This window comes from Thalassospira sp., from assembly GCF_030690045.1.
Classification (GTDB): domain Bacteria; phylum Pseudomonadota; class Alphaproteobacteria; order Rhodospirillales; family Thalassospiraceae; genus Thalassospira.
Window position 1 is genome coordinate 1 of the sequence record NZ_JAUYHK010000011.1, and the last position, 12,807, is coordinate 12,807.

At 54.4% G+C, this 12,807-nt stretch carries 12 protein-coding genes and 1 rRNA gene; 9 read left to right on the plus strand and 4 right to left on the minus strand.

The annotated features are described in order from the left end of the window. Positions 1–105: ribosomal RNA gene (rrf, locus tag Q8O73_RS05870) — 5S ribosomal RNA — on the plus strand; the annotation flags it as partial. A gap of 88 nt (positions 106–193) precedes the next feature. Here rrf and Q8O73_RS05875 read toward each other — a convergent pair. Continuing rightward, positions 194–1,225 (minus strand): aldose epimerase family protein, encoded by a 1,032-nt coding sequence (locus Q8O73_RS05875; protein WP_305556345.1) that lies wholly within the window; start codon positions 1,223–1,225, stop codon positions 194–196. 165 nt (positions 1,226–1,390) lie between these two features. Between Q8O73_RS05875 and Q8O73_RS05880 the strand changes: the two genes are divergently transcribed. The 4 genes from Q8O73_RS05880 (at position 1,391) to yjfF (ending at position 5,978) form a co-directional block, all read left to right on the plus strand. Then, positions 1,391–2,341, plus strand: a complete 951-nt coding sequence (locus Q8O73_RS05880) for an ABC transporter substrate-binding protein (RefSeq protein WP_305556347.1) — start codon at positions 1,391–1,393, stop codon at positions 2,339–2,341. Between the two features lie 114 nt (positions 2,342–2,455). Then, complete coding sequence (locus Q8O73_RS05885; protein ID WP_371135044.1) at positions 2,456–3,970, plus strand: sugar ABC transporter ATP-binding protein; 1,515 nt, start codon at positions 2,456–2,458, stop codon at positions 3,968–3,970. Positions 3,971–4,008: 38 nt separating this feature from the next. Continuing rightward, the gene (locus tag Q8O73_RS05890) at positions 4,009–5,007 is read left to right on the plus strand and encodes an ABC transporter permease (protein WP_305556349.1); all 999 of its coding nucleotides are present in this window, start codon (positions 4,009–4,011) and stop codon (positions 5,005–5,007) included. Then, positions 5,004–5,978, plus strand: coding sequence for a galactofuranose ABC transporter, permease protein YjfF (gene yjfF, locus Q8O73_RS05895; RefSeq protein WP_305556352.1), 975 nt, complete (start codon positions 5,004–5,006; stop codon positions 5,976–5,978). Before Q8O73_RS05890 ends, yjfF begins: the two co-directional genes overlap by 4 nt. A gap of 55 nt (positions 5,979–6,033) precedes the next feature. Here yjfF and Q8O73_RS05900 read toward each other — a convergent pair whose 3' ends face one another. After that, positions 6,034–6,378 carry a hypothetical protein gene (locus tag Q8O73_RS05900; protein ID WP_305556355.1) on the minus strand — a complete coding sequence of 115 codons (345 nt, stop codon included), beginning with the start codon at positions 6,376–6,378 and terminating at the stop codon, positions 6,034–6,036. 94 nt (positions 6,379–6,472) lie between these two features. After that, a complete protein-coding gene (locus Q8O73_RS05905) occupies positions 6,473–7,219 on the minus strand; it encodes a FadR/GntR family transcriptional regulator (protein ID WP_305556358.1) in 747 nt (248 codons plus the stop codon). A 310-nt stretch (positions 7,220–7,529) separates the two neighbouring features. On the opposite strand from Q8O73_RS05905, the gene Q8O73_RS05910 reads away from it, so the two are divergent. The 4 genes from Q8O73_RS05910 (at position 7,530) to Q8O73_RS05925 (ending at position 11,342) form a co-directional block, all read left to right on the plus strand. Continuing rightward, positions 7,530–8,303, plus strand: a complete 774-nt coding sequence (locus Q8O73_RS05910; RefSeq protein WP_305556360.1) for an SDR family NAD(P)-dependent oxidoreductase — start codon at positions 7,530–7,532, stop codon at positions 8,301–8,303. A gap of 49 nt (positions 8,304–8,352) precedes the next feature. Beyond that, entirely contained in the window at positions 8,353–9,342 is a 990-nt protein-coding gene (gene araD1 / locus Q8O73_RS05915) for an AraD1 family protein (protein ID WP_305556362.1), read from the plus strand. Between the two features lie 181 nt (positions 9,343–9,523). Then, positions 9,524–10,150 carry a hypothetical protein gene (locus Q8O73_RS05920; RefSeq protein ID WP_305556364.1) on the plus strand — a complete coding sequence of 209 codons (627 nt, stop codon included), beginning with the start codon at positions 9,524–9,526 and terminating at the stop codon, positions 10,148–10,150. A gap of 124 nt (positions 10,151–10,274) precedes the next feature. After that, the gene (locus Q8O73_RS05925; RefSeq protein WP_305556366.1) at positions 10,275–11,342 is read left to right on the plus strand and encodes a hypothetical protein; all 1,068 of its coding nucleotides are present in this window, start codon (positions 10,275–10,277) and stop codon (positions 11,340–11,342) included. 256 nt (positions 11,343–11,598) lie between these two features. Here Q8O73_RS05925 and Q8O73_RS05930 read toward each other — a convergent pair whose 3' ends face one another. Further along, a complete protein-coding gene (locus Q8O73_RS05930; RefSeq protein WP_305556367.1) occupies positions 11,599–12,804 on the minus strand; it encodes an MFS transporter in 1,206 nt (401 codons plus the stop codon). Between the last annotated feature and the right edge of the window lie 3 nt (positions 12,805–12,807).

Consider the following 12,807-nt stretch of genomic DNA (forward strand, 5'->3'; position numbering starts at 1 on the left):
ATAGCGGCCGGGAACCACCTGATCCCATCCCGAACTCAGAAGTGAAACCTGCCTGCGCCGATGGTACTTTGTCTTAAGGCACGGGAGAGTAGGGCACCGCCGGGCCTTCAAAACACAGCATAATCCTTATTCCCTGTTCAATTATACAAAACCCCCGACCTTTATTGGTTGGGGGTTTTGTTGTTTGGGCCGGTCAGGAAAATTCCCACTCAATCACATGGCGATAGGTTTCGCCCGGTTGCAATATCGCAGATGGGAAATCCGGGCGGTTCGGGCTATCGGGGAAGGTTTGCGGTTCTAGGGCAATGCCTCCTGATTTGTGAAGTTCTGTGCCATCCGGTGTTTTCATCGCATCGGTGAAATGTTGGGACAGATAAAATTGCAGGCCCGGTTCGGAACTTGACAGTTCCATCCGTCTGCCAGATTGCGGGTCGCGCAGGATGGCGATTTTACGCAAGGTGCCGCGCGGGGCGAGTGTCAGGCAAAAATTGTGGTCATAGCCGGTTGGCGTACCGTCAATAATTTCATCAACCCTGCGGGGTTTGCGAAAATCAAAGATCGTATCGGCGACATCGGCGTGACCGGGCCGCGGGATCAGTTCCCCGTCAACCGGCAGATAATGGTCAGCAGCAATCTGTAGGTCATGGCCCGCCGCACTGCGGGTAAAATCGCCGGTCAGGTTCCAATAGACATGGCTGGTCATATTGATGATGGTCGGTTTTGCACAGCGTGCCGTGATCTCGCAGTGCAGGGTGCCCAGTGCTGTGATGCGATAGCTCACATCCGTATTTAGTTCCCCCGGATATCCCTGATCGCCATCGGGCGAGAGCAGGGAAAAGGTCACAGATTCGCCATCGGGCCCTATTGAAGATTGCCATATCCGCCGGTCAAAGCCATCCGGCCCGCCATGCAGCTGGTTGGGGCCTTCATTGGCCAGCAGCGTCACGGTTTTATCGTCCTGCCGGTAACAGGCATTTTTGATGCGGTTAGCATAGCGTCCACAAATCGCCCCGATATAGCTGTCTTGCGCCATATAATTGTCAAGGGTGGCAAGGCCAACCGCGATATTGGTTTCGCTACCATCCGGGTTGCGGACATACAGGGCCAGCATGCGGGCACCAAAGGCGGAGAAACGGGCGCGAATCCGGTCATCGGAAAGCTCGAAAGCCGGGATGTTTTGACCGCCAAGCGGCAGGGTGAAGGGGCGAATTAGAGTCTTTGGCATGAGGAAATCCTGTTGTGAGATGGTGAGTATAGAACGGAAAACGCCGGGATTGAGAGGGTTTTACAAGATGCGCGTTTTCGTGCATTTCTGATATTGAGTTCCTATCCATCATATTGTAATACTATATGGCTTTATCAAAAAACCAAAACTCAGGGAGGACTACAAATGACAGGGTTCAGGAAGCTGGCGCTCGGCGGTGTTGCAATGTGCATCGGATTGGGTATGTCGGTCGCAGCCCATGCCGATATGGTTATCGGTTTTTCACAGATCGGGTCGGAAAGCGGTTGGCGTACGTCGGAAACCGCCTCGATCAAGGCCGAAGCCGAACGTCGCGGCATTGATCTGAAATTCTCGGATGCGCAGCAAAAACAGGAAAACCAGATCAAGGCTGTGCGATCCTTCATCGCACAGGGTGTTGATGGCATTCTGTTGGCCCCGGTGGTTGAAACCGGTTGGGACCAGGTGTTGCAGGAAGCCAAGGATGCCGGGATTCCTGTGGTTCTGGTTGACCGTGGTGTTGCCGCCAGTGAAGATCTTTATCTGACCAAGGTGGCGTCTGATTTCGTGGTTGAGGGGGCTTTGGCTGCGGCGTGGCTGGCCGCTGAAACCAACGGCGTGTGTGACGTTGTCGAATTACAGGGGACTGTCGGATCATCCGCAGCCAATGACCGCAAGGCCGGTTTTGAATCAGTGGTGGGCAATTTCCCGGCGATCAACATCATCCGGTCGCAGTCCGGCGATTTCACCCGGTCGGGCGGCAAGGAAGTGATGGAAAGCTTTCTGAAAGCTGAAGATGGTGGCAAGAATATCTGTGCGGTTTATGCCCATAATGACGATATGGCGTTGGGCGCGGTACAGGCGATCAAGGAAGCCGGTCTGAAACCTGGTGCGGACATTCTGATCGTATCGATTGATGCGGTGCCCGATATTTTCAAGGCGATGGCCGATGGCGATACCAATGCCACCATCGAATTGAACCCGCATCTGGGCGGCCCGTCCTTTGATGCGATCAAGACCGCAAAAGATGGTGGTACGGTTGACAAATGGATCAAGGCCAATGGCCCGCTGTTCCTGCCGGATACCGCCGCCGAAGAATATGCAAAACGCAGCCAGTAAATAAGGTCCTGCACCCGGCCCGTACAAGACCGGGAAGCACATAGCGAACAAAACCGCCACGGCATTCCTTAGGGGAGCCGTGGCGGCGCATACAGGACAAGGGGAGGAAACCATATGGCTGCAATGACGCAATCCACATCGGCCATATTGTCGGTGCGCGGGGTTGGCAAGGTTTTCCCGGGCGTCAAGGCCCTGCAAAATGTTGATTTCGATCTGGTGCCGGGCGAAATTCATGCCCTTTTGGGTGAAAACGGGGCGGGCAAATCGACCCTGATCAAAGTCATCACCGGGGTGCATCCGCGCGATGCCGGCAGGGTGATTTTCAACGGCACAGATATTCATCCCCAACATCCCGGCGAGGCTCAGAATATGGGCATTTCGACGGTTTATCAGGAAGTCAATCTGGTGCCGACCCTGTCGGTGGCGGAAAACCTGATGCTGGAACGGCAAAACCTGAAATGGGGCTTTATCAACTGGAAACCGACCATTGCTGCCGCCCGGGATGCTTTGGCGACGTTGGGGCTGGATATTGATGTTGAGCGCCCATTGGGGTCCTATTCGGTGGCGATCCAGCAATTGGTGGCAATTGCGCGGGCAGTTGCACTGGATGCAAGGGTTTTGATTCTGGATGAACCAACTGCAAGCCTTGATGCCGAAGAAATCAAATCATTATTTCAGATCATGCGCGATTTGCGCGGACGGGGTATGGGGATCATTTTTGTCACCCACTTTCTGGATCAGGTATATGCGGTGACGGACCGCATCACGGTTTTGCGCAACGGGCAGCGTGTGGGTACCTTTGTCACCGCCGATCTGGCGCGGATTGATCTGATCGGTCATATGTTGGGCCGGGAACTGGCCGAGGTCAGTAGTCACCGTCATCATGATGAACGCGGTTTTACCGGCAAGGGCAATCAGATCCAGATTAAAAATCTGGGACGGAAACGGATGTTGCATCCGGTGTCGCTGGAACTGTCCGGCGGCGAGATTGTCGGTCTGGCAGGGTTGCTGGGATCGGGGCGGACAGAACTTGCCGAACTGATTTTTGGTGCCCAAAAAGCCGATAGTGGCCTGGTTTTCATCAATGGCGAACCGGTGATGTTGCGATCACCGCAACATGCCATCCGGTCCGGGTTTGCCTTGTGTCCCGAAGATCGCAAGCAGGATGGCATTGTTGCCGAACTGAGTGTTCGGGAAAACATCATTCTGGCCTTGCAGGGGCGGCGCGGCTGGTTGCGACCCATTCCGGGTGCAGAACAGCAAAAAATCGCCGATGACATGATCCGCGCCCTTGGTATTGCGACACCGGACCGCGAAAAGCCGGTCGGACAATTGTCGGGTGGCAACCAGCAAAAGGTCATTCTGGCGCGCTGGCTGGTGGCAAAACCGTTATTCCTGATTCTGGATGAACCGACACGCGGCATTGATGTTGGTGCACATGCCGATATCATCAAGCTGATCAAGGAATTGTGCGACGAGGGGTTGGCCCTTTTGGTTGCATCATCCGAACTGGAAGAAATTGTTGCCTTTGCCGACCGGGTGGTGGTGATGCGCGACCGTGAAAAAGTATCCGAACTGGTCGGGGCCGAAATCACCCAAAGCCGCATCATCGAGGCGATTGCACGATGACCGGGCTTGAGGATCGCAAAAACCAACGGAAAACAACCATGCCTTTTTCTGTGAAACTGAACCGGCAATGGCTGGGCCCGGTGATCGCCCTTTTGCTGATTATCATCGGTAATGGCATCATTTCGCCGGGATTTTTTACCATCCGCATTGTCGATGGCCATCTTTACGGGTCGTTGGTCGATATTGTCCATCGCGGGGCTTCAACCGTCCTTGTTGCGGTTGGCATGGCGATTGTCATTGGCACACGTGGTATTGATTTGTCGGTGGGGTCGATCATTGCCATTTGCGGGGCGGTGACGGCGGTCCTGATCCGCGATACCAGCCTGTCGCCCTTTGTGATTTTGCTGATCGCGCTGGCGGCCGGGATTGTCTGCGGTTTGTGGAATGGCATGCTGGTGGCATATCTGGATATTCAGCCGATCATTGCCACCCTGATCCTGATGGTGGCCGGGCGCGGCATTGCCCAGATGATTACCGGTGGTCAGATCGTGACGTTTCACGGACCGTTTTTCGAGGCAATCGGCAGTGGTTATTTGCTGGGTATTCCATGGCGGGTGATTATTGCGGCTGTGTTGATTGCCGGGTTATGGGCCGTCATGCGTAAAACTGCCCTGGGGCTGTTTGTGGAATCGGTGGGCGGCAATGCCCGCGCCAGCCGTCTGGCCGGGATTGATGCCCGAGGGATCAAGGTTTTGGCCTATGTGATTTCCGGGCTGTGTTCGGCGATGGCCGGGGTGATCATTGCCGCCGATATTCGCGGGGCCGATGCCAATAATGCCGGGCTGTGGCTGGAACTTGATGCCATTCTGGCGGTTGTGATTGGCGGGGCTGCCCTGATGGGCGGGCGGTTTTATCTTGGCCTGACGGTGATCGGGGTTCTGATCATTCAGGCGCTGACCACGGGGATTTTGCTGTCGGGGTTGCCGTCGCAATATACCCTGATTGTCAAGGCCGCCGTGGTGATGGTTGTCTTGCTGGTGCAGGCACCCAAGGCGCGCGACATGATCCTGCGGGCGATGCAGAGGAAAAAATCATGATTAACGAACGTTATTATCCCCTGCTGGCAACCCTTGCGGTCTGTGCCTTGCTGTATGGTTATGGCATTTACGAACATCGGGCCTTTAGCGACACCTATGTTCTGGGCAATCTTTTGACCGACAATGCCTTTTTGATCGTCACGGCCATCGGCATGACCTTTGTTATTTTGTCGGGCGGGATTGATTTGTCGGTCGGATCAATGATTGCCTTTGTCGGGGTTTTGATGGCGGAACTGGTGGGCGGATTTGGCTTGCATCCGCTGGCCGCAGTTGTCATTGCGATGATCGTCGGCACCGGTTTTGGCGGGTTTATGGGATATCTGATCAACAAGTTTGATATTCAGCCCTTTATCATCACGCTGGCCGGGATGTTTTTTCTGCGCGGCATGTGTTTTGTCATCAATCTGGATTCTGTGCCGATCAGCCACAGCTTTGTCAGCGATTTTGGCAGTTTCCGTATTCCATTACCCGGTCGCGGCTGGTTGAGTGCATCGGCACTGGTGATGCTGGCTGCGGTTATTGTCGGGATTGTCATCGCCCATTACACCCGGTTCGGCCGCAATGTCTATGCGATTGGCGGTGACCGGCAATCGGCGGAATTGCTGGGTATTCCGGTGGGGCGCACCACGGTGCAGGTCTATGCGTTAAGCGGGCTTTTCAGTTCTTTGGCCGGGGTTGTGTTTGCCTTTTATACCGCATCGGCTTATCCGCTGGCTGCGGTCGGGGTGGAGCTGGATGCGATTGCCGCCGTTGTGATTGGCGGCACCCTTTTGACCGGCGGCATGGGCTTTGTGATCGGCACGTTTTTTGGCGGGATCATTATGGGGGTGATTCAGACCCTGATTTCGTTTGACGGGTCGCTCAACAGTTGGTGGACCAAGATCATGATCGGGGCCTTGCTGTTTGGCTTTATTGTCCTACAACGTCTGATCACCCGATCTTTTAGCGGTCTTCGCGCCGGGGCAGGGTGAGGCGGATTTTAAAATACCGGGCGCCGGTTTGGTCGGCGGCCCGGTATTGATCCGGTCAGCATTGATTGCAGGTTACACCATAATCGGTGCAAATCTGGCCGATGATACCTTTGAGAGTCAGGGCATTCTGTTCCTGTGCCGCCGCACAGGCACTGTTGCTTGTGCCTGACAACGGGCCATTGCCACCCGCGAAATTGTAATGCTGGTTACCTGATTTGCTATAGGTGATCCAGCTTGAAGCGCAGTGCAGATGCGGATAGGTGCTGCCGTCATTCGCACCGGTGTCGGTGTAGTAATCCTGATTGTTGCAATAGTCTTTTTTGTAACCGGCAGCCTGAACAACACTTGCCGAAAGCATGATGCCGGTGGTGATGGTCAGGACCCACAATAATGTTTTCACATTGGCCTCCTTTGCAATTCATTTTGGACCCGATGCGAAATGCACGGGGTTAAAAGACGGCAAAAGGCAGGTATTTGTGACGTGAAGAAGCGGCTTAAAGCCCGACACGGTCCCAGTCGGTGGCCTCGGGCATGCCCAGTTGTTCACGGATCTGGGTCATGGTCGCGCGCAGAAGGCGGCGCATGACATTGCGGGCTTCTTCCGGATTGCGATCAGCAATCGCCCGATAGACCGCCCTGTGATCGGGCAGGGATTGGACATGCGCCTTGGGGCCGCCGCTGGAAAGTTTGAACGATCCGATCAGCGCGGATTCAATCAGCATACCCAGCGTTTTCATAAAATCATTGCCCGACGCATCCAGAATGGCCTGATGAAATTCCAGATCGGTCAGATAGACGGCCTCGGTGCCGGGTTCGGCGGCTTCCATCGCCAGATAGGTTGCCTCGATGGTGGCCAGTTGGGAGTCAGACCGGCGTTCGGCGGCCATCGCCGCCGTGTTGGGCTCAATGATCAGGCGTGTTTCAAACAGGCCATATAAAAACACCGGATCGGGTTCCGGGAAATGCCACGACAGAATGTCAGGGTCCAGAAGGTTCCAGTTTTTGCGCGGTTTGACCTTGGTGCCGGTTTTGGGGCGGCTTTCAATCAGGCCCTTGGCCGACAGGATTTTGATCGCCTCGCGCAAGGCTGTACGCGAAACATGAAGGGTTTCGCTTAATTGTGCCTCGGTCGGCAGGATGTCGCCCGGGGATAAAATGCCCGAAACAATCCTGCGGCCCAGATCATGCGCCACAATACTGTGCAGATTGCGTTTGGCATAGGTTCTGGAACTGGCTGTCATCGGTTTTCCCCCGGTGCTGTGCAGGAGGCAGCATGCCATCTGCGCAGAGTCATTAATTCATATAATATGAATTAATGGTGGAGGCAATCAGAACAGGCCATTTTGCCAGCCATCGGAGAAAAGCAAGATATAATCGGCACCTGTGAGCAGGGGGGAATGTCAGATATAACCTGTTCTGCCCGGATTGCAAAGCCGCATGAAATGTCTGGAAACGGGATGGTTTGAGGCTTGACAGTCTGCGACGAAAGCAACATTAATGATATTGTATGAAGAATAAAAATGGTCTTTAGGATACAGGGAGAAAACGATCATGTCTGATCGCAAACCGGCACATTACGAGAGCCTGCGCGATGCGTCGGTGTTTATTACGGGTGGTGCCAGCGGCATTGGAAAATCGCTGGTCGAGGCTTTTTGTGCCCAGGGGGCAAAGGTTGCCTTTGTCGATATCCAGAAAGACGCGGGCGAGGCGCTGGTGGCGGATATTGCCAAAACAGCCCGGCATGCGCCGCTGTTTTTGTTGTGCGATCTGACCGATATTGAAGCGCTGCGTCATGCGGTTGAAACCGCAGGCCAACGGCACGGGCCGATTACCGTTCTTTTGAACAATGCGGCCAATGATACCCGCCATAAATGGCAGGATGTAACACCGGAATATTGGGATAATCGTCAGGCAATCAATATCCGCCCGGCGTTTTTCGCCATTCAGGCCGTGGCGCCGATGATGATCGGGGCCGGGGGCGGGTCGATTGTCAATTTCGGTTCGATCAGCTGGATGTTGGGGCAGGGTGGTATGCCCGGCTATACCACGGCCAAGGCGGCGACACAGGGCCTGACGCGCGGCATGGCGCGTGATCTGGGCAAGGATAATATCCGCGTCAATACGCTGGTGCCCGGCTGGGTGATGACCGAACGGCAACTGGAACTATGGGTTGACGAAGCCGCCGAGCGCGAAATTGCCGAACGGCAATGCCTGAAAAACAAGGTGATGCCCGAAGACATTGCGCGCATGGCGCTGTTTTTGGCATCGGATGAAAGCCGGATGATTTCGGCGCAGAATTTTATTGTCGATGGCGGCTGGGTCTGAGGACCGGCGCGATTTGATGATTGCAGCACAGCGTTAACGGAAAAACATAATGAGACTGGTTCAATTCAAAGATACCGCCGGGGCGCAACATGTTGCCGTGGTCGAAGATTCCAACACCCTGATCCCGCTTGTCGGGGTATCATCGGTGCGCGAATTGGCAAACATTGCGATTGCCGGGGGCACCACCATGATCGCCGCCGCCAAGGCGCGGATGGGCGACACAAGCGTTGATTATAACGAGGTCGCCAAAACGGGCCGGTTGCTCCCGCCGATCACCCACGCCGATCCGGCGCATTTCCTTGTGACCGGGACGGGGTTGACGCATCTTGGCTCTGCCTCCGCACGGGCCAACATGCACAAGGCCGATAACAAGGCCGCCGATGAAACAGATTCGATGAAGATGTTTCGCATGGGGGTCGAGGGCGGCAAGCCGAAAGCAGGCGAGCCGGGCGTGCAGCCGGAATGGTTTTACAAGGGCGATGGCTCGGTCGTGGCCAATCCGGGTGCGGATATTCCGAGCCCGTCCTTTGCCCTTGATGGCAGCGAGGAACCCGAAATTGCCGCGATTTATGTGATTGATCCCGAAGGCAATCCGGTGCGCATCGGCTTTGCGATTGGCAATGAATTTTCTGACCATGTGACGGAACGCCAGAATTACCTGTATCTGGCCCATTCCAAATTGCGCGCCTGTGCGATGGGGCCGGAATTGCTGCTGGGCGATCTGCCAAGCCATGTCGAAGGCATGTCGCGCCTGTATCGCGATGGCAAGGTCATTTGGGAAAAGCCGTTCCTGAGCGGCGAGGACAATATGTCTCACTCTCTCGCCAATCTTGAATATCATCACTTCAAATATGATCTGTTCTGCCGCCCGGGCGATGTGCATGCACATTTCTTTGGCACGGCGACACTCAGCTTTGCCGATGGTATCAAAACGCAGGATGGTGATGAGTTTGAAATCGAAGCCGCGCTTTTTGGCCGCGCATTGCGCAACCGCCTCAAAACGCAGGCGGAACGCAAGGTGACGATCAGGTCGATCTGATTGATCTGACGGCCAAGGGATATCAGGGTTTTACCAAGGGGCCACGATAAAAGCCCCGTCTCCCTCCAGAGCACTTCGTGCCCCGGCTCAAGTTAATTGGGCCGGGGTTTTGTTTTGCTGTAAGAATAATCAAAAGCTAATTAATTTGAATTTTGAAATTTCATTTGTATGGAGAAGCAGTTTGATTGGTTGGATTGAAACTCATCCACACGCTGCGCAAAGCATTGGAGTTGTACTGGCTGCATCAATAGCATTATTAGCGGCGATAATTGCTTATTTTGGTGCAACAAAACAGGCGAAAGCTGCACGGTTCCAAGCGGAAATGTCATCAGAAATTGCAGAGAAAGCAAGATTAAGGGAAGTGAAACTCACCGCGACAGCGATAGCTGCTGAGATTAAGTATTGGACAGTTATTATGGTAAGTGTCCGAAGCCAGGCCCTTGAAAAACGAACTATTGCATTGTACCGGCTATCAAAGAAAAGGTTGAGAGTTCCGGTGTTTGACAAAAATCCAAGGGATCTGGCTGTGCTCGATCCATACGCCGTAGCTGACATAATAGCATTCTACAATAGCTTGGATGAACATGTAGAGGTCGTCATTGATGGTCTGGAGCACATCCGAAAGAACCCTGATGATGAGAAAAGTTTTGGTCAAATTGCTGAGCTATCTGAAATGCTCATTATTATGGGCTCAAATGCGGTTGAGCGACTGCAGCAAGCTGCCGAAATTGAAGCAGTTAGGCTGCCAAGTGAGGCTGAAAAAGCAATAAAAGAAATTAGGTTGATACGAGATAAAGTGAAGATCTAATAAAAATGAAGTAAAATCATAAAAATGACGAAAATTGGAAGATTTGGGGTAGATATTTCTGAGTGTATATAATGTTTTCATAGTGTGTTAAGGGTAAATTCATTTTTATCGGAGGTTTTTCATATTGAAATGGTCAGACTTGAACCGTTCTTCCAATGAAATTTTAGCCGTTTGGCCCCAGTATCGCCCTTTGTTTGAGCGTTGGTTCATGCAAGAGCTTGTCGACAATGGGGAACTTTCGCCATTTTGGCGAGATCGCATGGTGCCCGGAGACAACGACACAATATTCTCTGATCAATATCCTGACCGTGAGACAGCGATTTCCGTAGCAAATGCACTTAATCCCTCTCTAAGGCAGGCGCTATCTTTGCGCTCCATAGATGCTACGGTGAAAAGATCCTTAGAGCTGAAGATAGAGAAGGCTTTACAAGCCAAATTGCGCCTTCAGGATGAGGAGAGTCTAATGTTGGCAGAGGCATTGCGGCGGCATGCCCATGAGAATCGCCCAGATGCTGCAGCCTTGAAGCTAGAGCCCCAATCTGAGCGTTATCGTCAGGATCTCGCCGAACAACTTGCTGATATGCCATATCTGAAAGTGGTCAAGGTTGGTCGTTCGAACAATCGATGGAGCCATTATCTTCTATATCTACGCCCGGATGGCATTTGGTCTAAACCCTACTATGCTACGAAAAAGAATGCGCAAATAGCTGAGCGTGCCAAGATTGCCAATGGTTTTGATCTGAGTGCCAGTGACCATTGGGGAAAGACGAAGGCCACAATTCGTCAATTACTATTACCTCGGGCTAATCAGTTGCTCCAACTTGCCAGCGTGCAGCGGATGCTATCGGATGCACTTGCCAATGGTGAGCGTGTACTGGTCTCAAACGGAATTGTGTTCTGGTATGAGCCAGACGGGGATATTGGGTGGCAGGTCAAGGAAACATCATCTGCAGGCAGGTCTGAGGGGGCTACGATATGGAAGGAAGGAACGATTCTCTCCACTAATCATGGTCGTCTTGTCGTCCTGCCATATGTCAAGGAAAGTGGGGAGCACGTGCGGGGGCATACAAAAAATGGCCCTGGGGACGGACGGGCCTTGCCCCGCCATCCAGATCAATATGTTGATATCCCATTTTCGCTGTATGACGGCGACCTTATGATTGGACTGTTTGGTGAGCTGCCTTACGAATGACGGAGCAGTTCGAAAACGGGGACAGGACGCATTTAGTCTTTTGTTTCAGCATCGGAACTCATAACCGATCAACCATCATTGGGAGAGGCTATCAAACATGGATTCCCGCCTTGGCGGAAATGACGGGGGTGATGGTGACGCTGCGTAGGGCGGCGATATCCGGGCATAAGAGAACCCCGGCAGTGGTGACACTGCCGGGGTGCTGGGCCCGCGCCTGAAGCATCAAGCGGGGGTGGGGCGATGCCTGCTATCCCTGTTATCCCTGTTCGGCGGGAACAGGGGCGGTCCGCAGGCCCAGTGTGACGATGATGGATGCGCCGACAAGCAACATGCCGCCGATGGTGAAGACGCCAAGTGCGCCAGTGGCGTCAAACAGAAGTCCGCCAACACCCGAACCGGTGGCAATGGCAAGCTGGAACCCGGCGACGAGAAGCCCGCCGCCGCTTTCGGCTTCGTCCGGGACGGCGCGGGTGATCCAGGTGGACCAGGCGACCGGCACGCCGCCAAAGGCCATGCCCCAGATCGCGACAAGAACGGTGGTCGGCGCAATCGCGCCCTGAATGGACACCATGCCGATCCCGGCAAGCCCCATGATCAGCGGCATCAGGGCAATCGTCATGCGCAGCGAGCGGGCAATCAGCGCGCCGCCGACATAGGTGCCGATGAAGTTGGCAACACCAAAGCCAAGCAGAATGCCCGAAACACCCGCCGTCGTAACACCGGAGACATTTTCAAGGAACGGGCGGACATAGGTAAACAACGCGAAATGGCCGGTAATGATCAGGACCAGTGAAAACAGGCCGAATTTCATGCGCGGGCGGTTGATGACCTCGACCAAGGTGCGGAGCGTCGCCCGACCGCGTGGCGGCATTTTGGGCAGGGTGGCGAATTGTATGACAAGGGCCAGAACGCCCAGCAGGGAGGCCAGCATAAACACATCGCGCCAGCCGATGATACCGCCAAGGTAGCTGCCGAGCGGGGCGGCAAAGATGGTGGCGGCCGAGACGCCGCTAAACAGAATGGCGAGCGCGCGGGGTACTCTGTCTGCTGGCACAAGCCGCATGACGGTTGCCGCCGACATGGTCCAGAACCCGCCAAGTGCAATGCCAAGCAAGACGCGACCGGCCAGCAGCAGGCCGAAATTCGGCGCAAGGGCGACCAGAATGTTTGAAACGATCAGCAGGAGGGAAAAACCGAGCAGAACATAACGGCGGTCGATCCTGCGGGTGACGGTGGCGGTCAGAAGGCTTGTGATCAGGGCGAAAACGGCGGTGGTCGACATGGCCTGACCGGCCATGCCTTCGGTAATGTGCAGTTCATCGGCCATCGGGGTCAGCAGGCTGACGGGCAGGAATTCTGCCGTGACCAGCCCGAAAACGCCCAATGTCATGGCAATAACAGCCCCCCAAAGCGGGGTGGGGTGTGCCGACCCGTTTTGGGGTCCATTTTGTATTTCGTTCATTAC

Excerpts from the sequence above, each read along its gene's own strand:
- Q8O73_RS05875 (WP_305556345.1), bottom strand. The coding sequence starts at position 1,225 with ATGCCAAAGACTCTAATTCGCCCCTTCACCCTGCCGCTTGGCGGTCAA.
- Q8O73_RS05880 (WP_305556347.1), top strand. The coding sequence starts at position 1,391 with ATGACAGGGTTCAGGAAGCTGGCGCTCGGCGGTGTTGCAATGTGCATC.
- Q8O73_RS05885 (WP_371135044.1), top strand. The coding sequence starts at position 2,456 with ATGGCTGCAATGACGCAATCCACATCGGCCATATTGTCGGTGCGCGGG.
- Q8O73_RS05890 (WP_305556349.1), top strand. The coding sequence starts at position 4,009 with ATGCCTTTTTCTGTGAAACTGAACCGGCAATGGCTGGGCCCGGTGATC.
- yjfF (WP_305556352.1), top strand. The coding sequence starts at position 5,004 with ATGATTAACGAACGTTATTATCCCCTGCTGGCAACCCTTGCGGTCTGT.
- Q8O73_RS05905 (WP_305556358.1), bottom strand. The coding sequence starts at position 7,219 with ATGACAGCCAGTTCCAGAACCTATGCCAAACGCAATCTGCACAGTATT.
- Q8O73_RS05910 (WP_305556360.1), top strand. The coding sequence starts at position 7,530 with ATGTCTGATCGCAAACCGGCACATTACGAGAGCCTGCGCGATGCGTCG.
- araD1 (WP_305556362.1), top strand. The coding sequence starts at position 8,353 with ATGAGACTGGTTCAATTCAAAGATACCGCCGGGGCGCAACATGTTGCC.
- Q8O73_RS05930 (WP_305556367.1), bottom strand. The coding sequence starts at position 12,804 with ATGAACGAAATACAAAATGGACCCCAAAACGGGTCGGCACACCCCACC.